The sequence below is a fragment of the Erysipelatoclostridium sp. DFI.2.3 genome (assembly GCF_019132535.1).
Taxonomy (GTDB): Bacteria; Bacillota_I; Bacilli_A; order Erysipelotrichales; family Erysipelotrichaceae; genus Clostridium_AQ; species Clostridium_AQ innocuum.
Genome location: NZ_JAHOOJ010000036.1, coordinates 1 through 26,253, shown reverse-complemented (window position 1 = coordinate 26,253; position 26,253 = coordinate 1). Strand labels below are relative to the sequence as shown.

At 44.8% G+C, this 26,253-nt stretch carries 29 protein-coding genes and 1 pseudogene; 7 read left to right on the top strand and 23 right to left on the bottom strand.

Going from position 1 to position 26,253, the window contains the following annotated elements:
- Positions 1-105 precede the first annotated feature (105 nt).
- The 3 genes from KSZ58_RS21455 to KSZ58_RS21445 all read right to left on the bottom strand — a co-directional run bounded on the left by KSZ58_RS21455 (position 106) and on the right by KSZ58_RS21445 (position 1,907).
- Entirely contained in the window at positions 106-660 is a 555-nt protein-coding gene (locus tag KSZ58_RS21455) for a histidine phosphatase family protein (protein ID WP_009269603.1), read from the bottom strand.
- Positions 661-679: 19 nt separating this feature from the next.
- Complete coding sequence (locus KSZ58_RS21450; RefSeq protein WP_008819673.1) at positions 680-1,453, bottom strand: histidinol-phosphatase HisJ family protein; 774 nt, start codon at positions 1,451-1,453, stop codon at positions 680-682.
- Positions 1,454-1,544: 91 nt separating this feature from the next.
- Positions 1,545-1,907 carry a hypothetical protein gene (locus KSZ58_RS21445; RefSeq protein WP_002608025.1) on the bottom strand — a complete coding sequence of 121 codons (363 nt, stop codon included), beginning with the start codon at positions 1,905-1,907 and terminating at the stop codon, positions 1,545-1,547.
- A gap of 300 nt (positions 1,908-2,207) precedes the next feature.
- On the opposite strand from KSZ58_RS21445, the gene KSZ58_RS21440 reads away from it, so the two are divergent.
- Positions 2,208-2,549, top strand: a complete 342-nt coding sequence (locus KSZ58_RS21440; protein ID WP_008819672.1) for a hypothetical protein — start codon at positions 2,208-2,210, stop codon at positions 2,547-2,549.
- Between the two features lie 258 nt (positions 2,550-2,807).
- On the opposite strand, the gene KSZ58_RS21435 is transcribed toward KSZ58_RS21440, so the two are convergent.
- Both KSZ58_RS21435 and KSZ58_RS21430 read right to left on the bottom strand, forming a co-directional pair.
- Positions 2,808-4,589 (bottom strand): ABC transporter ATP-binding protein, encoded by a 1,782-nt coding sequence (locus KSZ58_RS21435; RefSeq protein ID WP_009269604.1) that lies wholly within the window; start codon positions 4,587-4,589, stop codon positions 2,808-2,810.
- Positions 4,582-6,312 carry an ABC transporter ATP-binding protein gene (locus KSZ58_RS21430; protein WP_009269605.1) on the bottom strand — a complete coding sequence of 577 codons (1,731 nt, stop codon included), beginning with the start codon at positions 6,310-6,312 and terminating at the stop codon, positions 4,582-4,584. Before KSZ58_RS21430 ends, KSZ58_RS21435 begins: the two co-directional genes overlap by 8 nt.
- 86 nt (positions 6,313-6,398) lie before the next feature.
- Between KSZ58_RS21430 and KSZ58_RS21425 the strand changes: the two genes are divergently transcribed.
- The gene (locus KSZ58_RS21425) at positions 6,399-7,214 is read left to right on the top strand and encodes a MerR family transcriptional regulator (protein ID WP_002608021.1); all 816 of its coding nucleotides are present in this window, start codon (positions 6,399-6,401) and stop codon (positions 7,212-7,214) included.
- A 245-nt stretch (positions 7,215-7,459) separates the two neighbouring features.
- Here KSZ58_RS21425 and KSZ58_RS23315 read toward each other — a convergent pair whose 3' ends face one another.
- The 6 genes from KSZ58_RS23315 to KSZ58_RS21400 form a co-directional block, all read right to left on the bottom strand.
- Positions 7,460-7,588, bottom strand: coding sequence for a hypothetical protein (locus tag KSZ58_RS23315; protein WP_009269606.1), 129 nt, complete (start codon positions 7,586-7,588; stop codon positions 7,460-7,462).
- A 340-nt stretch (positions 7,589-7,928) separates the two neighbouring features.
- Positions 7,929-8,822, bottom strand: coding sequence for an ROK family protein (locus KSZ58_RS21420; RefSeq protein ID WP_175627927.1), 894 nt, complete (start codon positions 8,820-8,822; stop codon positions 7,929-7,931).
- Entirely contained in the window at positions 8,806-9,273 is a 468-nt protein-coding gene (locus KSZ58_RS21415) for a PTS sugar transporter subunit IIA (RefSeq protein ID WP_002608016.1), read from the bottom strand. The genes KSZ58_RS21420 and KSZ58_RS21415 overlap by 17 nt, the downstream gene beginning before the upstream one ends.
- Before the next feature lie 15 nt (positions 9,274-9,288).
- Positions 9,289-9,948, bottom strand: a complete 660-nt coding sequence (locus KSZ58_RS21410; RefSeq protein ID WP_002608015.1) for an HAD family phosphatase — start codon at positions 9,946-9,948, stop codon at positions 9,289-9,291.
- 55 nt (positions 9,949-10,003) lie between these two features.
- Positions 10,004-11,428 carry a PTS mannitol transporter subunit IICB gene (locus tag KSZ58_RS21405; protein ID WP_002608014.1) on the bottom strand — a complete coding sequence of 475 codons (1,425 nt, stop codon included), beginning with the start codon at positions 11,426-11,428 and terminating at the stop codon, positions 10,004-10,006.
- A 134-nt stretch (positions 11,429-11,562) separates the two neighbouring features.
- Complete coding sequence (locus KSZ58_RS21400) at positions 11,563-12,564, bottom strand: Gfo/Idh/MocA family protein (protein ID WP_002608013.1); 1,002 nt, start codon at positions 12,562-12,564, stop codon at positions 11,563-11,565.
- Between the two features lie 271 nt (positions 12,565-12,835).
- Here KSZ58_RS21400 and KSZ58_RS21395 point away from each other — a divergent pair, with 271 nt between their 5' ends.
- Complete coding sequence (locus tag KSZ58_RS21395) at positions 12,836-14,782, top strand: BglG family transcription antiterminator (protein ID WP_227761470.1); 1,947 nt, start codon at positions 12,836-12,838, stop codon at positions 14,780-14,782.
- 468 nt (positions 14,783-15,250) lie between these two features.
- Here KSZ58_RS21395 and KSZ58_RS21390 read toward each other — a convergent pair.
- The 5 genes and pseudogenes from KSZ58_RS21390 to KSZ58_RS21370 all read right to left on the bottom strand — a co-directional run bounded on the left by KSZ58_RS21390 (position 15,251) and on the right by KSZ58_RS21370 (position 18,701).
- A pseudogene (locus KSZ58_RS21390) lies at positions 15,251-16,225 on the bottom strand (PD-(D/E)XK nuclease family transposase).
- Between the two features lie 542 nt (positions 16,226-16,767).
- Positions 16,768-17,016 (bottom strand): DUF3795 domain-containing protein, encoded by a 249-nt coding sequence (locus KSZ58_RS21385; protein WP_238135847.1) that lies wholly within the window; start codon positions 17,014-17,016, stop codon positions 16,768-16,770.
- Between the two features lie 41 nt (positions 17,017-17,057).
- Positions 17,058-17,615, bottom strand: a complete 558-nt coding sequence (locus tag KSZ58_RS21380; RefSeq protein ID WP_002608007.1) for a PadR family transcriptional regulator — start codon at positions 17,613-17,615, stop codon at positions 17,058-17,060.
- A 62-nt stretch (positions 17,616-17,677) separates the two neighbouring features.
- Positions 17,678-18,181 (bottom strand): HAD domain-containing protein, encoded by a 504-nt coding sequence (locus KSZ58_RS21375; protein WP_002608006.1) that lies wholly within the window; start codon positions 18,179-18,181, stop codon positions 17,678-17,680.
- Positions 18,162-18,701 carry an HAD domain-containing protein gene (locus KSZ58_RS21370; RefSeq protein ID WP_044905803.1) on the bottom strand — a complete coding sequence of 180 codons (540 nt, stop codon included), beginning with the start codon at positions 18,699-18,701 and terminating at the stop codon, positions 18,162-18,164. Before KSZ58_RS21370 ends, KSZ58_RS21375 begins: the two co-directional genes overlap by 20 nt.
- Positions 18,702-18,837: 136 nt before the next feature.
- Here KSZ58_RS21370 and KSZ58_RS21365 point away from each other — a divergent pair, with 136 nt between their 5' ends.
- Together KSZ58_RS21365 and KSZ58_RS21360 are read left to right on the top strand one after the other, a co-directional pair.
- Positions 18,838-19,584 (top strand): SDR family oxidoreductase, encoded by a 747-nt coding sequence (locus KSZ58_RS21365; protein WP_002608004.1) that lies wholly within the window; start codon positions 18,838-18,840, stop codon positions 19,582-19,584.
- Positions 19,585-19,934: 350 nt separating this feature from the next.
- Positions 19,935-20,273: a helix-turn-helix domain-containing protein gene (locus KSZ58_RS21360; RefSeq protein WP_002608002.1), complete on the top strand. Its 339-nt coding sequence runs from the start codon at positions 19,935-19,937 to the stop codon at positions 20,271-20,273.
- Positions 20,274-20,320: 47 nt separating this feature from the next.
- Here the strand turns inward: KSZ58_RS21360 and KSZ58_RS21355 are convergent, their stop codons facing one another.
- The 5 genes from KSZ58_RS21355 to KSZ58_RS21335 all read right to left on the bottom strand — a co-directional run bounded on the left by KSZ58_RS21355 (position 20,321) and on the right by KSZ58_RS21335 (position 24,203).
- Positions 20,321-20,623: an AzlD domain-containing protein gene (locus KSZ58_RS21355; RefSeq protein WP_002608001.1), complete on the bottom strand. Its 303-nt coding sequence runs from the start codon at positions 20,621-20,623 to the stop codon at positions 20,321-20,323.
- Positions 20,616-21,335, bottom strand: a complete 720-nt coding sequence (locus KSZ58_RS21350) for an AzlC family ABC transporter permease (RefSeq protein ID WP_002608000.1) — start codon at positions 21,333-21,335, stop codon at positions 20,616-20,618. The genes KSZ58_RS21355 and KSZ58_RS21350 overlap by 8 nt, the downstream gene beginning before the upstream one ends.
- Before the next feature lie 466 nt (positions 21,336-21,801).
- Positions 21,802-22,623, bottom strand: a complete 822-nt coding sequence (locus KSZ58_RS21345) for an HAD family hydrolase (protein WP_002607999.1) — start codon at positions 22,621-22,623, stop codon at positions 21,802-21,804.
- Positions 22,616-23,461, bottom strand: coding sequence for a Cof-type HAD-IIB family hydrolase (locus KSZ58_RS21340; protein WP_009269610.1), 846 nt, complete (start codon positions 23,459-23,461; stop codon positions 22,616-22,618). The genes KSZ58_RS21345 and KSZ58_RS21340 overlap by 8 nt, the downstream gene beginning before the upstream one ends.
- Positions 23,439-24,203, bottom strand: coding sequence for a DUF1361 domain-containing protein (locus KSZ58_RS21335; protein ID WP_224727411.1), 765 nt, complete (start codon positions 24,201-24,203; stop codon positions 23,439-23,441). The genes KSZ58_RS21340 and KSZ58_RS21335 overlap by 23 nt, the downstream gene beginning before the upstream one ends.
- 75 nt (positions 24,204-24,278) lie before the next feature.
- On the opposite strand from KSZ58_RS21335, the gene KSZ58_RS21330 reads away from it, so the two are divergent.
- Both KSZ58_RS21330 and KSZ58_RS21325 read left to right on the top strand, forming a co-directional pair.
- On the top strand, positions 24,279-24,701 hold the full coding sequence (locus KSZ58_RS21330; RefSeq protein WP_002607996.1) for a hypothetical protein: 423 nt from the start codon (positions 24,279-24,281) through the stop codon (positions 24,699-24,701).
- A gap of 99 nt (positions 24,702-24,800) precedes the next feature.
- On the top strand, positions 24,801-25,079 hold the full coding sequence (locus KSZ58_RS21325) for a DUF2087 domain-containing protein (RefSeq protein WP_008819651.1): 279 nt from the start codon (positions 24,801-24,803) through the stop codon (positions 25,077-25,079).
- Between the two features lie 133 nt (positions 25,080-25,212).
- On the opposite strand, the gene KSZ58_RS21320 is transcribed toward KSZ58_RS21325, so the two are convergent.
- Both KSZ58_RS21320 and KSZ58_RS21315 read right to left on the bottom strand, forming a co-directional pair.
- On the bottom strand, positions 25,213-25,410 hold the full coding sequence (locus KSZ58_RS21320; RefSeq protein ID WP_008819650.1) for a hypothetical protein: 198 nt from the start codon (positions 25,408-25,410) through the stop codon (positions 25,213-25,215).
- 18 nt (positions 25,411-25,428) lie between these two features.
- Positions 25,429-25,977: a hypothetical protein gene (locus KSZ58_RS21315; protein WP_008819649.1), complete on the bottom strand. Its 549-nt coding sequence runs from the start codon at positions 25,975-25,977 to the stop codon at positions 25,429-25,431.
- Positions 25,978-26,253: the final 276 nt, after the last annotated feature.

Below are 26,253 nucleotides of genomic sequence, written 5' to 3'. Positions count from 1 at the left end.
ATGTTTTTTCACTGATTCTCTTGATTTTAACTTTAGGGGTCTTAATTTTTAGCCTTTATTTTTTCTCTCCCCCAAAGTTGACCCCCAAATTTCTGGCGAAAACCCCTAAAAAATTTGGATAGCCTTTGCGGCATAGTGCCTGACTTCACAATTTGCGATGATGAGATCACTCAGATTTTCCACACACGCATAGCCCTCGAAGAAGCACTGATAGGGAATACTGACTCCGCCATGTGCTACAATCAGAATTTCCTTATCCTGCGCATACGGGAGAATCTCCTTTAAAAAGCTCTCTACCCGTTCATAGAAATGTGCGGTATCCTCACCGCCCGCAAACATGGATGCGGAAGAAAATGCCCACAGGTCATCGAAGGGAACATCCTTTCGCAATGCACCTTCCATATCACCGAAGCTTCTCTCCATCAGGCGGTCATCGCACTGTATGGGGAGCTCCCACAGCACATTGATAATTTCAGCTGTTTCTCTCGCACGCATCAGCGGCGAACAATAAATGGCATCCATGGCTACCTGCTTCAGCTTTTCTCTTGTTTCCACAGCCTGCAGGCGTCCGGTCTCATTCAATGCAATATCACTCTTCCCCTGCAGCTTTCCCCTTACATTCCAGTCCGTCTGCCCGTGTCTTACAAAATATAAACCCATTTCCCTGTTGTCCTTTCCGCTAGTCCAGCCCCAGCTGCCTGCTTATTTCTGCAATATGCATTCCCACATGCTGCGGCTGATGCGCATCACTTGCCGTCATAATTTTAACACCGTGTGCCTTCAGAATTTCCAGAAACACCTGATTGGTACCGACATCCTCGTGCAGGTAACGGTAATGACAGCCGGTATTGGTTTCCATATATACATCATGCTCCTTAGCCAGCACTGCCAGTCTTTCATAGGTCGGCTTCAAATCATAATCCGGTTCATAATGAAAAATCTTCAGCTGGTCAGGATGCCCGATCTGTGTAAACAAATCACTCTCGATCATATCCTCCATAATTTCATAATACCGCCTGTAAATGGCATTGGTATCATATTTATCCCATAATATTTCCCGGGAAAATCCATTCATATCATACAGCAGTCCGTCAATGGAATGAATGCTTCCAATCAGAAAATCATAAGGATAGCCTGCCAGCAAATCACGAAGGAATGCTTTATCCTGTGGTGCATAGCATACCTCAAGACCAAAACGAACCGCAATCGGAAGCTCCATTTTCTTCATTTCCTCAATCAGGTTAAAATAGCTCTGCAGCGGCTCCAGCTTTTTCTTTTCAAACCAGTCCTTCTGGTAAACAGAAGCCTGCTTCAGATTGTCATACATCGGCTTAAACTCCAGAAACCGATGGGTATGATCCAGAATCTGTATGGTATCCATACCTGCCTTTACACCGGCTTCCACATATTTCATCGCATACTCCACAGTAAGCGGACCATTCTCCAGATGCATATGTCCGTCAATCACGATATCACCCCTTTTTATTTCCTACATTATACTTGCAGAAAAGCGTGATTGCAACCGATTCCCCCTGCAGCCGTGATTACTGTGCCATAAAGCCTTCCGGTTTGCGTGGAAAGGAAATGAGCGGATTATCCATCGGTTCCACGACATCCTCCTCCTGATAACAGGTGCAATCCTGACTCATCCCGGTCAGTCCTGCATCCTGTAAAGAACAGATCAGCTCCGTATACGCGAGTATATCCTTATAAGATGTACGGATATTACCGTTTCTGTCCTGTAAAAGGGACACCCGGATCTTATTTTCAAACTGTCCGTTCGCAATGGTGACAAGCATATCTCCGATACGTTTCTGCCAGCGGATAAATCCCTGAGCATTGTTTTCCTGCATAGTAAAGCCAAAACTGCGCAAATGTGCCAGAACATCGTCATTCTTGATTCTCATTCATTGATTCCTCCATTATCTTTTTAATAGCTTATGCAATTATATGTTGAAAATACAAAAAAGGTTCCTCATGAAAAATAATTGTTTGTGTGATGGTACACTACCTCCTGTGTTTTCTGTCGATATAATTCTTTCTTCCATTACTATACCGTATTTTATGCATTCTTACAAGAAGACAAAACCCTTTTACAATACAATCTTTTACGAATTTTAAAAATCCGTTGTCCCTCATCTGCCTTTTACCTGTGCTTTGTGTTATATTATAGATAGAAGAGGCTGTATGCCGGGAGGTGATTTCTTATGAAGTCCAGTGATTTTTTCAGAGTTCAAAGCAATAGAATCTATTTCATGCAAAGCGGTAGAGATTACTCCATAAATGTTATGAAACGCACAGAGGTGCTGATTCGTCCGGTATTGAAAAAAGCCGGTGCCACAGTAGCAAATGCGGTGGCCAATTCTATGACAAACAGTATAGCCAACGGCAATGAACAGGTTCATATAATCGTTCGCATCCACCTGTTGCGAGGCTATGAGGACATTCTTATGAATGAACAGGTGCTCATAAGGGGAAATCTGGATTATTACGAAATGGTAGAGCATGCCCGCAGGCTTCAAAAAAAGCTGAAGCAGTATCTTGCGTAAGCTTATACAACATCACAGCGGTTATCGAGCTTTTCAGCGAATATACGAATATAAGAACTGCATACATATAAGCATAGAAAAAGAAGCTTCTCATACGATTGACAGTTTACAATAGTATGGAGGCTTCTTTTTAAGCAGACTTTATGAAAAGCCTGCCTATCCTTTTTCAGTTTGAACAGGAACGCAATGCAGCATGTAACTATCGTCTGCGCTGATTCGTTGTTGTTTCCTCATTTACCGCAAGCTATGGCTGCACACCTATTCTTTGTCCGCAAACTGTGAATTGTACAGCTTTTCATAATAGCCCTGTTTTTCCATCAGCTCCTCATGCGTTCCCTGTTCGACGATATCTCCATCGTTGATCACCAGAATCAGATCGGCACTGCGTATGGTGGACAAACGGTGCGCAATGACAAAGCTTGTTCTTCCCTCCATTACACGGTGCATCGCCTCCTGCAGCATTTTTTCCAAACGGGTGTCGACAGAGCTTGTCGCCTCATCCAGAATCAAAATCTGCGGGTCCTTTAATATAGCACGGGCAATCGTAAGCAGCTGTTTTTCTCCCTGTGAAATATTGTTGGCTTCTTCATTGATCACGGAATGATAGCCGTCCGGCAGGGTACGGATAAAGTGATGAACATTCGCCATCTTTGCTGCGTGAATGATCTCATCCTTGCGGGCATCCAGACGCCCGTATCGTATATTATCGTAAATACTTCCGGAGAACAGCCAGGTATCCTGCAATACCATACCGAACATATCCCGCAGCTCCCCACGCTTCATGTCGCGGATATCCACACCGTCAATGCAGATGCTTCCTCCGTTGACATCATAGAAACGAAGCAGCAGGTTGATCAGTGTCGTTTTACCGGCACCGGTAGGACCGACAACTGCGACCATCTGTCCGCTTTTCACTTCCACGTTAAGGTCCTTCATCAGCGGCTCCTCACCATATCCGAAGCGAACATGCGAGAAGGTGACATTTCCCTTTACCTGTTCAATATGCTTCGGCGGGTTCAGCTCTGCAATCTCCTCTTCCTCCTCCAGAATTTCCAGAACACGCGCAATCGCCGCAAAGGCCGACTGAATCTGTGAGGAAAGGGAGGATATCTGAGATAATGGATCATTGACCTGCCAGATATAGCGGACAAAGGCCTGCAGATTTCCAACGCTCAGGTTTCCCTGTATGATTTGTATCGTACCAACAACCGCAACACCGCCGATAGTCAGATAGGTAACTAACGCATTCAATGGTCCGATGGTACTGGATACAAACTGTGCGGTACATGCATTCTGCCGCAGATTTTCATTCAGATTGCGGAATTTTTCAATAGACTGCTGCTGCTTGTTGAAGAGCAGAATCTCATTGTAGCCGGTATACAGCTCCGTTATGGCGCCATTCAATGCGCCGAGTGCATCCTGCTGCGCCTTAAAGCGTTTCTGGGAATGCCTTACGATAAAGACGGTAATCAACAAGGATAACGGAATGATCATAAAGGCGATGCATGCCATGAGAACATGGATGCGAAACATCATGATCAGTGCCAGAATGATGGTTAGAACACCGGTAACCACATTGACAAAGCTTTGCTGCAGGGCATTGCTGATTGCGTCCACATCGTTGGTGATTCTGCTCAGCACATCACCGAACTGGTGGCTGTCAAAGTAGCGTACCGGCAGGCGGCGAATCTTACTTTGCAGCGCATTTCTTAAATCCTGCATCGCATGCTGAATCGCGTTTGTCAGCCAGATAACGGCAAATACCTGAGACAGGGTCTTCGCCAGATAAATGAATGCCAGCATCAGCATGATCTTCGTTATTTCATCGAAATTCACCTGCAGCTTTCCAATGCTTTCGGCAAGTGACAAATCGCTTGCCAGCTGTGTGGTAATCATACCCTCCACACTTGGCGCACTGACCATGGTAACCACACTGATAATGACCATAAGGACAGCACCTGCAAATTCCCATTTATATGGAGAGATGAATGGTTTCAGTCCGAATACGATCCGTTTGAGTGATGAAAGCTTCTTATTCATGTGCCAGTTCCTCCTCACTGAGCTGAGACAATGCGATTTCCTTGTAGATTTCACAGTTCTTCAGCAATTCCCGGTGAGTTCCGGTACCGATGACATTTCCTTCATTTAACACAACAATGCGGTCTGCTTCCATAATGCTGGAAATGCGCTGTGCGACAACCATGACGATGGCATCACCGGTTTCTTTTTTCAGCTCTTTGCGCAGTGTTGCATCCGTTCTGAAGTCCAGTGCGGAGAAGGAATCATCAAACACATAGATATCCGGCTTGCGCACCAGCGCCCGGGCAATGGAAAGACGCTGCTTCTGCCCGCCGGAAACATTGGTCGCTCCCTCGGTGATTTCTTCCTCAAAGCCATGCTCCTTTTCCATGATGAAGTCATATGCCTGTGCGGTTTTTGCCGCCTGCATAACCTCTTCCATGGTTGCGTCCGGTTTTCCAAAGCGGATATTGTCCGCAATCGTTCCATTGAACAGAAAGGCTTTCTGCGGTATCACACCTAAGCGGGAGCGCAGCTCAAATAAATCATAGTCGCGGATATCCACACCGTCGATCCGGATGCTTCCCTCGCTGACATCGTAAAACCGCGGTATCAGATTGACCAGTGTACTTTTTCCCGACCCGGTACTTCCGATAAAGGCAATCGTTTCACCCTTTTTCGCAGAAAAGCTGACATCCTTCAACACCGGCTCTTCCCCATCCGGATAGACGAAGGTCACATGCTCGAAGCTGATCGTACCCTGCTGATTTCCATCCATGCGTTTTCCGTCATTGTGCACCAGCGGTACCGTATCAAATACTGCTTCAATACGCTTGGCACTGACCTCTGCACGCGGATACATCATAAAGACTGTGCAAAACAGCATAATGGAGAACATGGCGTGGAACAGATAATCCATGAAGGCCACCAGCTGACCAAGCGGCAAATCGCCACCCTGAATCAGTAAAGCAGCCACCCAGTAAATGCACAGGCCTGCTACGTTCATAAGCAGGAAGAAAATCGGCGAGGTCATCATCATCAGCTTAAACAGCTTTTTGGAATAGCCTGTGAATTTCTCATTGGTATCATCAAAGCGCTGCTGTTCATAGGCGTCGTTGTCAAATGCACGAATCACACGGATTCCACTTAAGTTCTCACGGGAAATCCGGTTCAGACTATCCAGGGATGCCTGCTGATTTTCGGAAATCGGTTTACTGATCTTCGCAACCACAAAGACTCCGATGATAATCAGCGGGATGGTTGCCACAATGATACCGCTCAAAGGCAGTGATGCTCTGGCCGTCATGATAATACTTGCAACGAACATGATCGGCGTCATCAATGCAGTACGAAGCAGCACATTGACAAACATCTGAATCTGAAAAGCATCATTGTTGGTACGGGTAATCATGGAAGAAATCCCGAACCTGTTAAATTCATACGCAGTAAAGCGCTGTGCATGATCAAAGATATCATTTCGGATATCTCTGGTAATTGCCGTGGAAATCTTTGCACAGCAATACCCGAGAAGAATTGTCATACTGACGCCGATCAGTGAGATCAGCAGTACGACAAATCCCATGCGGATGATATAATCCGTATCGGCATTCATAACACCGACATCGATCATATCCGCGATTATGGTCGGGATGCCAAGTTCCACCAATGCAAATCCGAAAACGGAGATGACATTGATAATGAATAGTTTTTTATATCGTGACAGATAATGCAAAATAAGTTTCAAAATATCCCTTCCTTTCTTGACGTCGTTCGTGAGCTATACTATCATAAACTATAAGGTAACCTTACAGTCAAGAGGAGAATGTATATATGAAGGAAAAGAAATATCTGACAGCAGGACAGTTTGCGAAAATCTGCGGGGTGGAAAAGCATGTATTGTTTCATTACGATGAGATCGGGCTCTTTCAGCCGGTCATGGTCAACGAGAATGGCTACCGATATTATTCCTATCATCAGTACGATACCTTTTCCGTCATCACCAAGCTGAAGAAAATGGGAATGCCGCTGAAGGATATCAAGGTATTTCTGGAGCAGCGCAGTCCTGCAGTGTTTCTGCAGCTGCTGGAGGATAAGTTTGAGGAGGTGGACCGGGAGATTGAAAAGCTGCTTGCCCTGAAGCGAATGATGGTCTATATGAAGGAAAGCACGCTGTTTGCGGTAACGCATGAGGATGAGGATATCACCATACGCCAATATCCCAGAGAGATTCTGCTTTGCAGCGATGATCTGGAAAATGCCTCCAGCCGCAGCTTTGCCTCCTTCATGGAGGAATATATCAGCTTCTGCAAGGAGCATAATGTACTGGTTCAGGAATCTGTGGGCTGTATGATCAAGACAGACAATATACGTAACAGAGATTATCTCAATTTCTCTTATCTTTTTATGAAGATTGAAAAGGATATCCGCCGAAACACACATATCCGTGAAGAAGGGAGTTATCTGTGTGCATGGCATAAGGGTTCCTATGATACAATTCAGAATACCTACGAGCGGATGCTTGCGTATGCTGAGCAATGCAATTTAATAATCGGTCCCTACGCCTACGAGGAATATCTGATTGCCGATATCGCACAAAAGGATCATACTCGGTACGTGACCTATATTCGTATGGATCTGGTGGATTAGAAACAGTTGAACATTTTTTACTCTGTATCCTTATCTGCATGATTATGCTCTAATGCCGGGTATCTATTGAACCCCCTATGGACTGAGGTATAATCCGGCTAACCAGCCTCGGGTCTTTTGATTCTAGCAGGGGTGTTCGTGCACTTACTCTTTTTACATAGTAGGCACCAGTCCCGGAAAATGGCTGATGTGTTTCTTCACCTCCTTTCCCTGTTCTTACTGTCTATCTGCGCAGCTTTCTAATGCTACAGAATGATTTCCCCTGCTTCATGCAGGATACGTTGAATATCACAATGCATGTTAAACAGATGACGGCCCATTTGGACCTTGGACTCCTTTCCTTTTGGTGCTATAAACGTGTATTGTCTACGCATCCAGAACCTCCTACATGCTTCTATACGTTTCAAATCTGCAAAAATTCTGCATTATTTTACAGATAAAGACAGGCACCGATATCCCTGTGATGAGATGGTGGAATTGATTTGCAAATCATGAAGCGCAGACTTTCATAATATGTTTCGCAGCTACAAAGATTCAAAGAAGCCTGTACCAAATAAAAATTTACACATTCTAAAAAACCTCGAAGCTTTCAGCAAATTACTGAACATCATCCGAGGTCCTTATGAAGGTGTAAATTGGTATGCGGCATTGATTTCTGTATATTGCGCCAATCAGCCTGCAGCACACTCGCAGCCAGATCGTTCTCAAGTCATATCAAGCGAACCGGATTCCTTCCTGTTTCATCCAGTAAGCACAAGCGCCAACCATTCCGGCACGATTTCCAAGCTGTGCAAAAGCAAGCTGTGTATGCGCATAGATTTCTTCATTCATATACTGCTTTAGATATGTTTCCATCAGCGGTGCAAACAATTCCTTCTGTGTCATGATACCGCCTCCAAGAATAACGATCTGCGGATTCATCAGACAGGCACAGCTGCTGACGCCAATAGCGATATGGCTGCACAGCTCCCGAATTGCCTGCATACACACAGCATCACCGCGTTTTGCCCGTGCACATATGATTTTTCCATTCAAATCAGCTTCCTTTGTCTGTGCCTCCACATGCTGAACCAGTGCCGTGGTGCTTGCGATATCCTGAAAGTGATGATCCTTTACCCACATGTAGCCGATTTCTCCTGCACTTCCGCTACAGCCACGGTAGATGGTATGATCGATTACCACAGCTCCTCCGATCCCTGTTCCGATTGTCAGCATCAGTACATGAGCAGCACCCTTTCCGGCACCGAAGACTGCTTCTCCCAAAGCAGCGGCGTTCACATCGTTCTCCACCCAGCAGGGGATATGAAAGCGGGCTTCCAGCTGCTGTTTAAACTGCAATCCGGTATATTCCGGAATATTATCATTGGCATACTGAATACATCCCTTTTCCGCATCAACCATCCCTGCTGTTGAAATAGCAATACCTTTGATATCCTGCCGCATAGCCTTTGCAATCAGTGACTCAACACGATGCAGGATGCCAGGCCCCTTCAATACTCTGGCATCGCTGCTCACCTCATCCTGCATCACAAACACCGGCTGGCCCTTTCGCAGTGTAAGGATACCATACTTGATGGAAGTTCCTCCGATATCAAATGTAATAAGCATTCGATTCCTCCTTCATCCTCCGCAGCAGCTCAACAAATTCCCGCTCGGTTGTACAGCTTGACAGACGCTCGACATGTGTTTCTTCCATGAGGATATCCGCAAGCTCACTGATCAGCTCCAGATGACTGTCGGCATCAACTGCAGCAAGCGTGATAATCAGCGATACGGGATCAAATTTCTCACTGCCAAACGGTATCGGCGGCTCTAAGGTTGTGAAATGCACTGAAAGCTCATTGACACCGCATTCCGGTCGGGCATGTGCCAAAGCAACATGATTTCCCAATACGATATAAGGACCTACGCGATGCACCGCGTCAATCATTGCACGGATATAGCGTTCCTCGATTTTTCCGGTTTCCAGCAAATGCTGTGCTGACCTGCGGATTGCATCCTCCCAATCTGCGGCATGAACACCTACCTCGACATTTTCTTCTTTTATCAGTTCTAACATGATGTTTCTCCTTTGCTATGAGGATTGAAAATCCGCAATGAGTTCCTTTAGTTTCAGCTCCTTCAAAGAGGAAACCTTACGATAGCAGCCTGTAAAATCACTTGACTCTGTAATTTTGTTTGGTACGATCAGACACGGCATACCTGCTTTATCAGCTGCGATCAGGCCGTTGCGGGAATCCTCTATTGCCAGACATTCTGCACAGGAGCAGCCAAGAAGCTCTGCGGCTTTCAAAAATATATCCGGTGCAGGCTTGATGTGTCTGCTTAATTCCGCTGTGGAAAATGCATCAAAATAATCCAGCAGCTGCAGCCGCTCCAGATGCACCTGCGGTTTTTTTCTGGTCGCAGAGGTCGCAATTGCCAGGCGCAGTCCTTTTTTCTTCGCCGCTGTGACCAGTTCTGTAACGCCCTCCATTGCCGGAAGAGTACGGGTACGCTCAATAAACTCTGCCATTGCCTGTTTCTCAAATTCACGGATATCCTCATCCGTACCAAGCTTTTGCTTCAGGAAAGCAAACAGCCGCTCACTGCTGGAGCCGACGCACACCAGATAATCCTGTATGCTTAAATCATAATGATAGACCTTTTTCAGCCAATCTCTGTATATATAGTACCATTGTGTTTCGGTATCGACAATAACACCGTCAAAATCAAATACGAGTGCCTTTAACATAGAACCCTCCTTTTAAAAAAGGAATCCTCATATACGCTCAGATTCCTTTTTCAGCTTATGATCTCGCTGCCTTGATGCTGTTTACGAGCTCATCATATTCCGGTGCATTCAAATAATCCTCAATGGATATGATTTTGATATCCGGCTGTTTCTCATGTGCCACCTGCCGCAAAGACACGTGCGTAACAATGATATCCGCCTTTGGATCCGGCAGCTCCATGACCCGGGCATGCTCCACCGTGATATCTGTGATTCCGGCCTTTCGCAGCCGCTTGGCTATCACACTCGCGCCCATGGCAGAAGATCCCATCCCGGCATCACATACATACACAATACGCTTTACTGTACGGAAATCCGTCACAGCTTCCTTTTCCTCAAACACAGAGGATATCCGGGATTTCTTTCCCTTCAAAGACTCCATCTGCTTTGCGGCTTCCTTCAGGTTCTTATTTACATCCTCATCATTCTGTTTGGAATGCTTCACAATGACAGCGGCAACCAGAAAGCTGACGGCGGTTGAAGCAAGAACGGCAAGCAGAATCAGCAGCTGATCTCCAGCCGAGGCCATCATCATAATGGTGACGATACTTCCGGGAGAGCTGACTCCCACCAGACCGACATTGAACAGTGTAAACAGGAAGGTGCCGGTAATCCCTCCGGCAATTGCAGCCAGAACGGTCAGCGGATTCATCAGGATAAACGGGAAGTAAATTTCATGAATACCGCCGAAGAAGTGGATAATGCTGGCTCCATAGGCATTTGCTTTTGCATTTCCCTTGCCAAAGAAGCAATATGCCAGCAGTATACCAAGTCCCGGTCCGGGATTGGATTCCAGCAGAAACAACACCGATTTCCCGAATTCATTCAGCTGTGTCGTACCAAGCGGCGTCAGGATTCCCTGTCCGATGGCATTGTTCAGAAACAGCACCTTCGCCGGCTCGATGAAGATCGCTGTCAGCGGTAACAGATTGTTGTTTTCCAAGGTGGAAACACCTGCGGAGAACACAGCAGACAGTGACGTAATGGCCGGAGCGATCCAGACACAGCCGATGATTGCAATAACCGCACCAAGCAGGGCAACAGTCAAATTTCCAATCAGCAGCTCAAAGCCGACAGGAATCAGCGGCTCCACAACCGCATCCAGCTTTTTCAACAGCCATGCGGACAGCGGTGCGATTATCATGGCTCCCAGCAGCATGGAAATATCCGCTCCGATGATAACCCCCATTGTGGTAAAGGCACCGATAACAGCACCTTTTTCTCCATATATCATTTTTCCCCCGGAAATTGCGATTAACAGCGGAAGCAGGTACGTGAGTACCGGTGAAATAAAGGCCTTCAGCATATCATTGGACAACCAGATTCCCAAAGCGGTTAGAATGCCCCAGCCCATAAACGCTCCCAGATTCGGAAGCACCATGGCACTGAGCTTTCCGCCAAGGCGCTGAGCCTTCACACGCAAAGATACATCGTTTGACATGTTCTTATTCTCCTCTTCATATAATGTAAGCTTACGTTCGCTAAAATTTAACGCATGATACTTGCGCATGCCCCCATAAACGATTGCGTTGTTCAACACAGACAGTCTATTTATAGGAAGCATACATTCACAGCTTAAAGCGCTACCTCTTTTCCTTCCACGATGGAACGCTCGATGGCATCAACAACCCGCAGTGCATCATAGGACTGCTTTGGAGTAATGACGGATTTCGTATTTGTCGCAACATTGTTTACAAACGCCATAACCTCTTCTGCCAAATCCCCGCATACTTCACCGTTAACGTAGTACCAGTGACGGCTGTCCGGATACTGAACACCCTTTCCGGTAACGAAGCGGACACCGTGATCACAGGAATCCACATAGGCAACGCCCTTTGTGCCAACAAGCTCTACTTTATCATCAATAATTGTCGGAGAGTTTTCCGGAAGTGTCCAGCATGCCTCCATACAGGCTACAGCACCGTTTTCATAGGTAACCAATGCATAGATCACATCATTCATACCGTTTTCCTTCAACAGCACACTGCGATTTTTCGCGAATACCTTCACCGGCTGACAATCCATCCACCAGTTGATATAATCAATATCATGAATCATAACATGCATACTCAAATCACTTGCGCCGATATAACGCCGCGGTCCGATAATCGGACTGTTTCTTCTCACGTAGCAGTGAATGATATCCCCCAGCTCATTGCTGTCCAGCCGCTCCTTGATCATGGCAAAGCGCGGATCAAAGCGAAGCAGGAAGCCTGTTGTAAATACTTTATCATAATCCTTTGTAATTTCATATAGGGCTTTCCCATCCTCCAACTCCTTTGCCAGCGGTTTTTCCAGAAGTATATGCTTACCTGCCTGCACTGCCAGCTCCACAGCCTCCCGATGCAGATTGTCCGGAAGTACGATACTCACCGCTTCTATTGCGGTATCCTTTAACAGCTCCTTATAATCCTTATACATTGTGATTCCCGGAAATTCTGTTTCCAGTTCCTTTCTGCGGCTGTCATTAAACTCACACAATGCACACAGCTCCACCTGTGGTAGCTTCTGATAAATCTGGGCATGATAGGTTCCCATCTGTCCTACACCGATAACACCAACGTTGATTTTACTCATAAAAATCCTCCTCTCCTACAGCATGATTCGCTGCCTTGAAATCTCTTTCAATTTCTGACTCCATTGTAGATCCGGATTAAAAAAAAGAGAAGACAACCGTTTTCCATATGAAACGGCAGCCTTAAACCATTGTGCTTCAGCAGCTGTTTCCGTTTCAAACGGCAGCTTCTTCAAATATTCTGCCTGTCGCTTTGCCAGCGGAAACGGCGAAGCCTTATGTTGCTTCCGGATAGTAAAATCTATATAATAAGGGTACCAGGGGGATGTAAGGATGAGGAGGTGGATGCGCTTGTTTCAGTACACGCGATTACAGGACTTACTTGACTACTTTCTGTCACATCAAGGCTACATGTCTCCGTCTGTGTTAACCAGACACTTTCAAATATCCCAGCGAACACTGCGCAGCGATATCCACAATCTGAATGAGGAGCTATCCGGCTTTGATGCTCAAATCATCATGAAACGCTCTCAGGGCTATGCCTTAAAGATCAAAGAGGGACAGACACGGGCACTACTGGAGAATATGCTGGTTAATGAGGAGGAAAAGCAGCTGGATTCTGCCGACAAGCGAATCAACCATATCATTATCAAGATGCTGTATGCCAACACCTATCTCACACAGGATGCGCTGGCGGATGAGGTGTTCGTATCCATCAATACGATAATCAATTATCTGAAAACAATTCGTCTGATTCTCTCCAAATATCAGCTCACACTTCAGACAAAGGCAAACCTTGGCTATATTGTAACTGGTGAAGAGGCGGATAAGCGCCGCTGTATCATTGATCTGATTACGACCAATTATCAGCATTATGAATTCCGGTTTTCTCAGGAACAGACAGCCCTGCTGAATCATGTCAACCTGGAACAGATCAAGGATATTGTCATGGAGTTCAATCGAAAGAACGATCTGCACTTCTCAGACTATAATCTGAAAAATCTGATTCTGCATATCGCATTGTCCATATCCAGACTGCTTGTAGCCAAACCAATCGAGGAGTATGCCATACCGGAGCATGAAGCGCTTCGTACATTGCTGGAGCCGCTCATTGCAGAGATTGAGCTTGACTTTCAGGTTGTCTTTACTGCGAATGAAAAAAATTACATTTACTCCCATTATGTATCCAACACAAACGAGCTTCTGGATGCGCAAAAAAACACGGAATACATCCATAATCTGGTCGCAAATATTCTGGATTCCATCTTTGAATCCTATCACTTCGACCTACGTTCAGATTTGATTCTGGAGCATGATCTGACGCATCATCTGCAATCCATTCTGAATGCCAGGTATTATCATCTAAACAAAAAGAATCCGCTGCTGAATACCATTCGCAACAACTATATCCTTGCCTATGAAATAAGCGGAACGGCAATCAAACAGGCATTCGCAAATGAACCGTTTGAGCTGAATGATGATGAAATCGGCTATATCTCTTTACACATCGGAGCAGCCATTGAGCGCTATTTTGATTCCCGTTATCTCAAGCACAAGAAGGCTGTTATCGTATATGACAGCGGGTATGCAGCCGGCAGCTTTCTTGCTTCCAAGCTGAATACGCTATTTAAGGAAACACTGGAAATCATCGGCAGATACCCGTCACACGAAATCGAAGAACAGAAGCTGCAGGCTGCGGATATCGTGATTTCCACCGTTGCCCTCAAGCAGACAGTACTGCCGGTGGTGGTCGTGGATATTCCACTGTCCAGAAGAGATATTGAAAATGTGGCAAGAGCTATCACCATGGATGAGCAGCATCCGATTGATAAGATTGCACAGTTTTTTGATGAGAAGCTGTTTATCAATACAGCTGCAGACAGTAAGGAGGAAATTATCCATACCTTATGTACCCTGCTGCATCAGGAGCATTGCATCAATGATGATTTTGAGGCCAGTGTTCTGGAGCGGGAACAGCGTATTTCCACAGGAATGGATGGTGTGGTTGCCATACCGCATCCTCTCAAAATATGTTCACTGAAAAGTAAAATCGCTGTCGGGGTTTTGCAGCATCCGATCTTGTGGTCTGATAAAGACAGTGCTCAGATTATACTGTTGCTGGGTCTTGCGGATGATGCAAAGAAGGACATAGAGAAGCTGTACGATACCTTTGTCGCCATGACGCACAATGCTCCCTTGCAGGAGCTGCTGTTTCATGCACGAAGCCTATCTGAATTTTTGAATATCCTAAAGCAGAATTTAGATACGGAAGCATACTGACGAGGTATGACATGATGAATTTGAATACTATCAAGACACGCAAGCTCTCATTGTGCTATAGGGAAAAGGCGTGTTTTTCTATTTCACTGAGCATCATTCGGAAAAACACGTATAACAGTCCAATGATGAATGATTTTCCAACAACCTGGATACTTTAGTTTTAACCTAGCAGTCTGGATATTCTCCAGACTATATCTTCAAATCACTTCCTATAGGCCGAATGCTTCAATTTCGTATATGGCCGCTTGTTCAGCATAAAGCCTGATCGCGGTGAATGAAGCGATGCAAAATTAACGCTGTACAGCATTGGCACATCCTCTGTTATACATAAACATTACGCGGGTAGTCAGCTTTTTAAACTACAATGCCGGAGAAGCTGTTTCGCGTAAAGGAGCTGCCTGCCTATGAGAATAAAAAAAGCTGTATCCTACTTCTGTAGAATCAGCCTTTCATCAGGTTATATCTGCATTATTTCATTTCTTTATTATTCAGCCTTTCTTTTAAAGCTTCATACGTATCACAGTCCAGAATTTGAATAACTGCATCATCCTTCTGCTGATCTGACAGTGATTCCACCCATTCATCCTCTATTCCATATTTGTGTACTATAAGTGACTGTAACAATGTCCTTTTCTCTTCATCAAGACCTTTTTGAAGACCTTGTTGGAGGCCTTGTTTAAATCCCCGCTCAAGTCCTGACTTCTCGGCTTCTGCAGTTTGCTCTTCCAAATTGGCCTGTACTGCACGTTGTGCAAATTCCACGGATTCCGCCCAGCTGAATAATGAGCCATCCTCGCGCATCTCATTATATTTTTCCATAGCCACATTCACCATCCTTCTCTTCATGTTTAGTATAGCATCATCCGGATTATATGCAAGTACATAGCAGAAGGTTTCAAATTCCGTCAGGTTCTCTATGCCTCCAACCTCCTATACACGCTGCCTGATCATTGGTAAAAACACAATCGCGCGATGCAGTGTACCGTTGGGCTCCTCCCGATTATCTTCATCCTTTACCGTGTAGTGTCGAATCATGCGCCCTGTGTCTTTGGGCTTGTAATTCATAAAGATAATCTGATAAAACGGCTTCAGCTTTGTGTAATCATTCCCCTGCTTCAGCTGTCTGCCAGCCAGGCGGTAGCCATACTGCTGAAAACGCAGCTGTTCCTCCTTCGTGTACCCGGATACCTGCATTTCCAAATCATAGAGGTGACCTGTTTCATCCTCCAATACAACATCCAGAACCGCTCGTTTTCCGAAAAAGGCTTCCGGCAGGAGCTCCGGATTCAGCACCTGTGTCTTTTGAACCTTCAATCCGTAAATCTCTTCAATGATCCTGCTTCTCAGCATGGCAGAGCCCGCATCCTCACCGATCAGCATGTACTTGAAAAATACATCATTGTGAAAGGGAATCGGATACTCCCTTTCCTTCGATTTATGCATATGTATCATCCTCCTTTTTTGCATATACACTCTTATATACGTATGGAAAGGGCAAAACTCCTAAATTTAACATAATTTTTTTATTATTTTTTACGGTTTCATGTTACGTCAAGCTTATATGAAGTGCTAAAGGGAAAAGCCTGCCTATTTCTTTATTTATATAAGCATCACCGCTTTTTTATTGCCATGTCGGCTAAACGTATGCGATATATGGGATATATAGCTTCCTGTGATATCAAGAAAGACCAGTATCACGTATCATAATCTCCTTATTTTCTTCCCGTATGCTCATGTTAAGAAAAAGAGCATACTTCCTGATTGCATCTACAAGAATCAACAAGAAAAAGCAGAAGTCTTTTATTCTCCTGCCCTTCTTATATACCTTTCTGCACACAAAGAACCGAAAGACTACATGTAGCCTTATACCTGTACATTTCCTGCACCGTAATCATTATAAAGTGCAGGCAAGCCTTGTATGGTAAATGAAAAATCAGCTCATAGCCCATTAAATCTGTTATCCTGTCTCTGCATAAGAAAGCCTTTCAGCCGGCTGTTTTCTCATTCGCCCATGCTCTTAAATTTGCTAAGCGCGGTTCAGGATCAAAGCCCATTTCCTTCCCCATGTTGGCGCACATTTCACAAGGAAACTCCTTACACTCCCCGCAATGCTGCAAATGCTTTTCCTCACAGCAGGTCTTTACCTGACAGAGACTCCCCCAGAACGGCTGCTTCATGGCATTGCAGCCAAGACAATGCACCGCTTCCTTTCTTTCACATGTTGTACAATCCACACCACATCTTGATGAACACATCCTGTACTCCTTTCTCTGCCTTAAGGCAGTTCCTTCATTTTCTCTAAGCCGTCACTGCTCTTTAGCTCCTCGCACAGAGTATGGCACCAGGTAAGCAGGGTTTCACAAACGCTCAGCTGCTGCTCAAGAATACTCCTTCCCACATAGGGAATTTCCTTTTTCACATCCCTTTGCATGCTCAGATATGTACGTGTATCCTGCAGACTTTGCGCTATTCGCTGAACGCACTCCAGCCCCTCTTCCTTATCAACCTTGTTCAGACTGACAACCACAGCATTAAAATCAAACAGGATTTCAAATGGCTGTGCACTGATTTCATGCATCAGCTCATGGAAATATTTTCGACCCTCACGAGTCAATGAATAAATGCTTTTCTCGGGCATGTTTCCCTCCCGCTGCCGCTTCGTCATCAGATATCCCTTCTGCTCCAGCACTCTCAGCTTTTTATAAACAGAAGGTGAGCTGATTTTCACCCAGTGAGAAAGATTACGATATTCCACATGCTTCTGGATATCATAGGCACTGCGGGGCTGATCATACACCATACCCAGTAGAATCAAATCAATGGAGGATACCACACCATCACCTCTTTTCCTAATACTACTATACTGTATACTATATGTCAATAAAAAAAGAGTGCCTATTCCTTTCTCAGGATACAGACAGCCTCTTTCAGATTATCCTCATTGAAATACTTGTCCCGAACCTGTACAAAATGGTCTTTGAAGCTGCGCTCCATATCCAGGTCATCGATCACCACATAGCGTTTAATTTCCGGATATCCCCACAAATACATTTGAATTTCTTCTGCTTTATTACCGGTATCCATCGTTACATCCACCAGATACCTGTCCAGCCCATGCAGGGAAAACAGCAGCTGCAAGGTTTCCAGCGAACGGTGAAGCCGCCATGAGGAGGTCAATACAATGGATGCATGGCAGGTTTCGGCAAGCTGCCGTATATAACGGCTGGCTTTTGGATACCAGTCCAGATCCACAGCAGCGATGTCATAGGCATTCACCGGTGCAAAGCGCTGATCCTGTGAAACATAGTAGGCCTTTAATGCGGCTGCATCATTGCGCAGATATTCATGAGAACCCAGCGGCATCAGTACGCCGTCGATATCAAGGAAGATGATGTTCATGCCCCAGCTCCTTTGTCCAATGGTTCAGTATATGAAGCGCCTGCCGATAACTTTCTTCATCAAGGATGTCCGGCGTAACCACATCATGTCCGGGAAATGCCTTCCGCATGGAGATATCATCCAGAATGACGTAGTTTTCCACTGCCGGATGCGCATCCAGATAGCGCTGTATAGCTCCTTCCTTGAAGAACATTTCCTCATTATCTGTCATGTCAACAATATAGCTGTCCAGTCTCCACAGGGAAAACAGCCGCTTCATTTCATCCAGACTCCGCATGCACTTCCATGAGGTTTCCAGCACAATTTTTGCACCGCTTTGCTCACAAAGTCTGCGCAGCCGCTCTACCGCAGCTTTCTGGAAACCGCAGACCACACTGCACAAATCCCAGTCTGTTATCCCTTCCGTGGAAATCCCTTCTTTTTGTAATCTGCTTCGCACAGCCTCCGCATGAAAACAGCTTGTCCTTCTGGAAAAGCAGGGGTACAGTACACCGTCGATATCAAGAAATATAACCTTCATGACGATTCCCCCTTTCTTACTCTCAGTATATCATGAAAACCCTTTCCCGTTTCTGAAAAAGTCTTTTTCTTTTTGCACCTGCAGGTTTATGTATTCCCGCACAAGGCATACTATGTATGACAGGAGGTTTTTATTTATGAATTTAGAGCTAGATGGCAGAGTCGCACTGGTCAGCGGCTGCTCGCAGGGTCTTGGATATGCCTGTGTACGCACACTGGCCAGACATGGTGCAGATATATTCGGCGTCAGTATCGGTGATGATTCCGCGTTGAAAAAAGAGGTGGAGGCGCTGGGAAGATCGTATCATTCCCTCACCGTATCCCTTACGACACCCGGCAGCATTCATGATGTCATGAAGGAAGTGCTTGCCGCCTATGGACATGTGGATATTCTATTGAACTTTGCAGGCATTCTGAAAAAGGAGGATACTCTGGAAATCAGCAGACAGGCATTTCAAAGCGCACTGGATATCAATGTAACTGCGGCGTTTACACTTTCCCAGGAGGTTATACGCCAGTTTATCAGGCAGGGGCATGGAGGCAAAATCATCAATGCATCCGGAATCCTGCCCTATGGTACCAGCGAATACTGTGCCTATTTCACCAGCAAGGGTGCCGTGGAAGCAATGACGAAATATATGGCACATGAGTTTGCGGGCAGAGATATACAGATCAACGCAATCACACTGGGCTTCATGAATGAGGGAAACCGGCTGCAAAGCGGAGATGGACAGAATGATGATTTGTCTGTCTTAAAGGAAATTCCCGCAGGACGCTGGGGTACCTGGCAGGATCTCGACGGTCTGCTTCTTGTACTTTGCAGTGCTGCAGGGAATTACATCAATGGTGCCTGCATCCCGCTGGATGGCGGCTACAGTATCTGATGCTATGTAGGAATGGACTGCTTTCCATTCCTTTTTTCATCTCTCATTCCAAAAACATCGCTACGACCCATACCAGAAACAAACCGATCAGCAATACAAGCAGCAGGGTCAGGTAAGCCAGTATGATGTCTTCTCTTTTGGGTTCCATCCGTTCCACCTCATGCTGTACTATGCAGTTTGCTTCCATAAATCTAGGCCTTTATCCTATAGAAAAGAAAGTAATGTTAAAAACATGAATTTTTAGACCGATAAAATTCCGTATTTGATTACTTTTTCTTATGAATGTTACTTTTTCAGATATAATAATGCCGGGCATATTCGGGGAGAGTACATGCCCACAGGAGGAAGACATGAAAAGAAATCAAATTGATACGGATTTGGGTGCCGCAATCAAGGAGGGCATCATACTAAACAATATGACACAAAAGCAGCTCGCAAAGGCTCTTCATATATCACAGCAGACGCTCAGCTGCTACATACACAACCAAAGAACACCGAATATACATGATCTGGTGGCCATATCCCAGATTCTGAGTCTGGATATTTATGTATTACTTGGCTTAAAGAAGGACATACCGGATCATCTGGATCATATTATATACAAAAATATAATGAAGCTGGATCACAAAGGCAAAAAGATGGTATACGATTACGTAGAGCGTTTGTTGAAATACAGCTGTCCGCATTAAAAAAAGCGCCGGCTTTTGCACAGGCGCACGACTGCCTCCAGCCTGCTTCAGAAGATACAGGCTGCCAGATATGCCGTAATACAGGACGCTACCGCAACACTCAGCAGGCCTTTTCCCTGATATGCCAGTACCAGCCCCACAAAGCAGCCGGCACAGCTTGCCAGCGTGTGACCGGTAGCCGTAAAGATGGCTGGAAACGTCATGGCTCCCAACACGGCATAGGGTACATAAAATAAAAAGGATTTTATAAAAGGACTTTTGATTTCCTTCTGAAAAAAGGTTAACGGAAGCATACGGATCAGATAGGTAACGACTGCCATTACCAGAATGTAAGGAAGATACTCAGTCATGCTGCACCTCCTCCACCGGAAAGAACCATGACCCAAACGCAGATGCGGCGATTGTACAGATAATGATGACGAACCCGGAGCTGACAGGTACAACTGCCTGCATAGCGGCAAACAGACAGCTTAGAATCACAGATAAAAGCAATACGATACGCACGGAGCGCAGCTTTCTGGCCGGAGGTATGATAATGGCAAGGAACATTCCATAAATGGCGATACCAAGGGCAGACCGGATTGCTTCCGGAAGCAGCGTACTCGCCGCTCCCCCCAGAAAGGTACCCAGTGTCCAGCAGAATACCGGAAAGGCGATAAGTCCTGCCATATACCATTTCCCGACACGCTCATACGTACTGCTGGCAAGAGCAAAAATCTCATCGGTGACGCCATAGGCTATCAAGGCGCGCTCATGTGTTTTCATATGCCGGTCGACCTTCTGTGTCAGTGACAGGGACATCAGGGCATAACGCAGATTGATGATAAACTGTGACAGAGCCAGCTCCACATAGGAGCCGTGCGCCAGCATCAGCGTCAGACCGGAAAACTGCCCGGCACTGGTTACATTCGTTAAGGATATCACAACGGCAGCCTCCACCGGAATCCCGTTGGAAACCGCCATCATACCAAAGGTAAAGGATACAGACAGATAGCCAAGCCCAATCGGCACACCATCCTGAATTCCCTTTCGAAATCTATTCTCCACTAGTTCCAATTTCATACACCCCGCAATACTTAGGTAACATTATACAAGAATTTTCCTTGTTTTAAAAGGGTGAATCCCGAAACCGAGAAAAGAATACATATAGACAGCCTTACGGGTGCACAAATTCAGCGTTTCGGTGATACGCCATTGCCACTGACAGTGTATGCAGATGTCCGTAATAAATATAAGGAAGGATGAAGCAAATGCTCTGCGAGCACATGATCGTACTGAGAGGAATGCGTAATACATAGCAATCGGTAACACCACGCATCAGCAGTATTGCTTATAAAGTCTCTGTCCTGATTGAACATGCAGCTTACACAAAAACGAATCTATTAAGAATACTGCTTTCCTGTGAAAGCATTTTTCATTTTTGCAGCATCAAGAACATTATAATGCTTCTCTTTCCTTCAGTAAAAATACAAAAGAATCCTTTTCTTCATAACGGGGAAAAGGACTCTTGTTTACCTGAGCTTTCGTATCAGACAAAAATAAACCGCTCGATGACCTCCGCTACCGCACCTTCATTATGGTCGGCTGTACAGACATAATCACACATTTCTTTGATTTCCGGAACCGCATTTGCCACAGCGGCTGAAAGTCCTGCCTCCCTTAGCATTCCCACGTCGTTGAAGTTATCACCAATGGCGATGGTTTCCGACAGGTCAATCTGCAGATGCTCACACAAATCACGCAGACCAAGACCCTTATCCACACCATATGGATTCAGCTCAAGATAGCGGTTGCTGGAAAAAGAGACGGCAACCCGCTGATCGGTAAGCGCATGCAGCTGGTCAGCCAGTGTGTGAAGATAGGGGATACCCGTATTCTGAAACAGAATCTTTGTTATCGGTGTACCCTTTAAAAAGGCAAGAGACGTTTCCTCACATACGATGGAATCCGGCTTGAAGGAAAACAGCCAGGATCGCTCATCCTCATTCAGATGAAACGCATACACATCCTCCGCTGTAAAAACCTGTATGCAGACATCCTGTTCAATACCGAAGGCAAACAGCCTTTCAGCGATTTCATAAGGCAGCTCATGAAAGGAAAGCTTTCGGTAGTTCTTATTCTCCGTCACAACACCGCCGTTATTGGAAATCGTGTACTCCTGTTCAGCATCATAGACTCCCAGCGTATGCAGCACATTATCAATACAGGTGTAGCCCCGTCCGGTTGCCGGTACAAACCGCACACCATACTCCCGCTCGGCACGCTTGATGGCCGCTATATTTCTGGCGCAGATTTCCTTATCCGTATTTAAAAGTGTTTCATCCAGATCACATGCAATCAGCTTATACACTCGCGCTCCCTCCTGCCTTTTTCTGATAATTCGCCTTCAGCCACATCGCCACAGCATCCGCATCATGATCACCGATCACCGCTGTTGCTGTGTTTTTCAACTCCTCAATGGCATTTCCCACCGCATAGCATTCATCACTGATTTGAAACATCGGCAGATCATTGATGGCATCCCCAAAGGATATCACCCGGTCATATCCGCCTTTTTCCTTCAGCTCCAGAATTGCCTGCGCCTTGGAAACTCCTCGTGGCATGACCTCCAGCCAGTATTCCTCCCGGTACAGCTCCTGTTGAAAAACAATCACATAGTCGGTTGTTTCCTCCAGATATTCATACATCGGCTTTAAAAAGGAACCGTCGTGAATACAGGTAAAGTAGAAGACATCCCCCTCCAGCAGCTGCTCTGTGGTATCCACCTTGCGAAAACGCTTGTCATAGGGGCGGGATTCCATGTAGTATTTCCCACCTTCATGCATCCCCTCCTCCATATAGCTGACCCTTTCCCTTCCATCAATGTAGGAATAAACAAAGGGTATCATATCATGCCTTAACAGATAGTTCAGAATATCCTGTGCATCCTGTCTGGTAAAGGAATGCGAATACAGGATATCATGAGAATCCGGATCCAGCAGATAGACCCCATTGTATACGATTAAAGGTGTACGAAGATGGAGTCCCCTGGATACCAGTGAAGCAGACGTTATGGAACGTGCTGTCGCAAAGGTGAATTCCATTCCCTCCTCCACCAGAGCATTGATTGTCTCAATCGTTGTATCGGTTAATGCAGTGTTGCTGTTGAGCAGTGTACCATCCAGGTCACTGACGTAAAGTGTCTTCATGACGTGTACCTCCTATTTTTTTATGAAAGCAGAAATAATACAGACCATAGGTTATAAAGAGAAACAGAAAGAATACCAGTGTAAACTGCAGACTGAAGGTATCGCTGCCCTGCACGATTTTTTCAATCAGTGAGGATGGATGCATGATATCCCAGGAATTCAGACGCAGAAACCGTCCCAGATACACCCCATAGCTGCTCAGCAGACAAATCAGGGCGGCAAGCAGCCAGGTGCGCAGCTGACCCAGCCTTTCCGCCGTGAATTCGTGCAGCAGATAGAGCGAACGATAGCCGCTCATGATGCCGAAGAAGATACCGACAGCCAGATGCAGCAGCTCCAGCCAGGGGAGAAGCTCACGGACATAGACACTTCCGGTTTCCTGAAAGATATAGAAGGTCAGCGGTGAGATATGTATAAAATCCGTAATCAGATACGGTACATTGGGAAACAGCAGCAGCCAGCAGAGAAAGGCAGCCAGCATACCAAGGTGATGACGACGCTGCTGTGCCGCAAAAAACAGCGTCATAAACAGATAGGGTAACAGAGCGAGAAACACATTCCATACAATTGCTCTGTGAATAAATATACCGCTTCGCTCATAGACATAAAGACTCACCAGTGCATAGGCACCAAGTGCAGCCAGAAGCCAGAAATTCTGCTTCCATAGCTTTTTCATCATGGACAGCCCTCCCTCGTTCATCAGTATAGCATATATTCTACAGCCACCGTTTATCATTTCCATGACATTCTTCATCTTTTCTTTCTTACCGATTCGTGATACATTATACTATATCACACGCAAGAGAGGTATCTTTATATGAAGAAAAGTGAAAACAGTAAAATTCTACCCTATACAAAAAAACAGATCGCTTCTGTTATTCTGCATCCGGAAACCTGCAATATACGTGGTTATCAGGTATATAAAAAGCTGGATGAGGATAACTGGATTGAAGATTACGGCGATCATTTTCTAATGAAATTCTATTTTACAGAGGTGAGTGAGGATCGTATCGTTATGGAGCGGTATCCGTTCGCTCAAAGCAGTGTCCATGTTACCAAAACCATATTTGAAATGAAGGATGCGGACAATGGTCAGGTGGAGCTGAGTATCAGGGAAAAGGTTACCAAAGGGGATTTCGTACGAAAAATCACAAAGGTCATAGAGAACCATGATCAAAACGACACCTATTATATGGATTTGATCACCAGAATACAGAAATACTGTGCAAAGAGGAAATAAGATAGGCATTTCCTCTTTTTGTTTATTGATTTTATAAACAAATAGTGATAATATCATATTGTAGTTTATTGTTTTAATAAACAGAAAGGAGATGTGTTTATGAAAAGTGTGAATTTGGACATATTTTATCAGGCAGAACCATTTACCATCCATCGGATGCCGAAAAAACAGGAACCACGCAAATCAATACTTGCACTGGCGGCTGCACAGCTGCCCAATCGTGATCTCAGTGAGTGGGAATTGAATGAATTACTCAAGCCAATGTACGAGGATTTTGTAGAGCTGCGCCGGTATCTGGTGGATTATAAGCTGTTGAATCGCAGCAGGGACGGAAGCCGCTATCACATTTGTAAATCATATGGTGATACGATAAAGTAGTTGAAAAAGAAGCTGTAAAGTCTATGACAAAGTCTTTCGTATAGATTTTTACAGCTCTTTTTTATGCTTTTAAAATTGTATAAAGAAATAACTTTAATGAAAACATGATGCAACTACACGCTCATTTTAAAACCTAATCCTTATGTCCTTTATGCCGTCTGAAACAGATGATTTCCTGTATCAGGAAAAAAACCAGAATGGCGATACATATATTCACACCTGTAAACCAATCTACGTTTCCACCGAAATTCAGCGAAATAAAATAAGCAATCAAACAGCCAATCCATACGCCAATAAAGGTTTTTATTAGACGGCTTATTCTTTTATTCATTCTATCCCCTTTCTTTATCTATGATAAGGACAGCATAGATAATCCAAGCTCCATTAATTTTCGTGCATATCTATCTTTCCACTTCTGAGATGTATAACTTCCGACTTTTTTTGTACATTTAGCATCTTCATATACAGTATAAGAGTAATAGTGCCATTGATAATCTGTCGATACATATTGTGTAAGCCGAATATAAAACTTTGTATGTCCCTTGTTTACCAGTGCGGAAACAGAACTTACTAATGTTGCTCCTATAGCTCCAAAATTTGAACCGACAATCCCTCCAAGTACAGTAAGAAAAACAGATCTGACATCTATAGCATTATTTATTGTGACAGAATCCAGAGTAATCGTTCCTAGATTTATCCACGAGTGCTCCGGGTAAGGATTACTTGCCCTAAATGCTACAGGAAATTCTGTTGCATGTACAATAGATGTAGGTAAAACACATGTATACAACGCTGATGTTAAAATAAAAGTCATAACTATTTTACTTATTTTTTTTATGTAATTATCCTCCTTAAAATATGCAAATTTTAAATATATATTTTCTAAAATTACGCTCATTTAATGACTTACCTTGCAACAGAAATCAACAGTATATCGTAAGAATAATCTATTAGCTTTAGAAATGTTTTTAATCCCCCATTGGTCTTTCCCTTGTTTACTTAATGTAAAACCCTTTCTATATACATAGTATATAATAACTAATGAAGGCTGAAGTGAAAAGTTAAATTCCACTTTCAAAAGGCGAATAAAAAATGTGGAACTTTCTTCTACAAAAGTCTATACAGAGCATAAATATAGCGTTAGAAAGGGTTTCAAATAGGTAGAAGTAAGTAA

Coding starts and splice junctions, on each gene's coding strand:
- KSZ58_RS21360 (WP_002608002.1), top strand. CDS start 19,935: ATGAAAAGAAATCAAATTGATACGGATTTGGGTGCCGCAATCAAGGAG.
- KSZ58_RS21375 (WP_002608006.1), bottom strand. CDS start 18,181: ATGAACATCATCTTCCTTGATATCGACGGCGTACTGATGCCGCTGGGT.
- KSZ58_RS21450 (WP_008819673.1), bottom strand. CDS start 1,453: ATGCATCTGGAGAATGGTCCGCTTACTGTGGAGTATGCGATGAAATAT.
- KSZ58_RS21420 (WP_175627927.1), bottom strand. CDS start 8,822: ATGCTTATTACATTTGATATCGGAGGAACTTCCATCAAGTATGGTATC.
- KSZ58_RS21340 (WP_009269610.1), bottom strand. CDS start 23,461: ATGAAGACACTTTACGTCAGTGACCTGGATGGTACACTGCTCAACAGC.
- KSZ58_RS21325 (WP_008819651.1), top strand. CDS start 24,801: ATGAAAAGTGTGAATTTGGACATATTTTATCAGGCAGAACCATTTACC.
- KSZ58_RS21350 (WP_002608000.1), bottom strand. CDS start 21,335: ATGAAATTGGAACTAGTGGAGAATAGATTTCGAAAGGGAATTCAGGAT.
- KSZ58_RS21395 (WP_227761470.1), top strand. CDS start 12,836: ATGAGGAGGTGGATGCGCTTGTTTCAGTACACGCGATTACAGGACTTA.
- KSZ58_RS21410 (WP_002608015.1), bottom strand. CDS start 9,948: ATGTTAAAGGCACTCGTATTTGATTTTGACGGTGTTATTGTCGATACC.
- KSZ58_RS21445 (WP_002608025.1), bottom strand. CDS start 1,907: ATGAGAATCAAGAATGACGATGTTCTGGCACATTTGCGCAGTTTTGGC.
- KSZ58_RS21435 (WP_009269604.1), bottom strand. CDS start 4,589: ATGAATAAGAAGCTTTCATCACTCAAACGGATCGTATTCGGACTGAAA.
- KSZ58_RS23315 (WP_009269606.1), bottom strand. CDS start 7,588: ATGCGTAGACAATACACGTTTATAGCACCAAAAGGAAAGGAGTCCAAG.
- KSZ58_RS21370 (WP_044905803.1), bottom strand. CDS start 18,701: ATGAAGGTTATATTTCTTGATATCGACGGTGTACTGTACCCCTGCTTT.
- KSZ58_RS21330 (WP_002607996.1), top strand. CDS start 24,279: ATGAAGAAAAGTGAAAACAGTAAAATTCTACCCTATACAAAAAAACAG.
- KSZ58_RS21315 (WP_008819649.1), bottom strand. CDS start 25,977: ATGAGCGTAATTTTAGAAAATATATATTTAAAATTTGCATATTTTAAG.
- KSZ58_RS21440 (WP_008819672.1), top strand. CDS start 2,208: ATGAAGTCCAGTGATTTTTTCAGAGTTCAAAGCAATAGAATCTATTTC.
- KSZ58_RS21455 (WP_009269603.1), bottom strand. CDS start 660: ATGGGTTTATATTTTGTAAGACACGGGCAGACGGACTGGAATGTAAGG.
- KSZ58_RS21365 (WP_002608004.1), top strand. CDS start 18,838: ATGAATTTAGAGCTAGATGGCAGAGTCGCACTGGTCAGCGGCTGCTCG.
- KSZ58_RS21355 (WP_002608001.1), bottom strand. CDS start 20,623: ATGACTGAGTATCTTCCTTACATTCTGGTAATGGCAGTCGTTACCTAT.
- KSZ58_RS21425 (WP_002608021.1), top strand. CDS start 6,399: ATGAAGGAAAAGAAATATCTGACAGCAGGACAGTTTGCGAAAATCTGC.
- KSZ58_RS21320 (WP_008819650.1), bottom strand. CDS start 25,410: ATGAATAAAAGAATAAGCCGTCTAATAAAAACCTTTATTGGCGTATGG.
- KSZ58_RS21335 (WP_224727411.1), bottom strand. CDS start 24,203: ATGGAAATGATAAACGGTGGCTGTAGAATATATGCTATACTGATGAAC.
- KSZ58_RS21415 (WP_002608016.1), bottom strand. CDS start 9,273: ATGTTAGAACTGATAAAAGAAGAAAATGTCGAGGTAGGTGTTCATGCC.
- KSZ58_RS21400 (WP_002608013.1), bottom strand. CDS start 12,564: ATGAGTAAAATCAACGTTGGTGTTATCGGTGTAGGACAGATGGGAACC.
- KSZ58_RS21405 (WP_002608014.1), bottom strand. CDS start 11,428: ATGTCAAACGATGTATCTTTGCGTGTGAAGGCTCAGCGCCTTGGCGGA.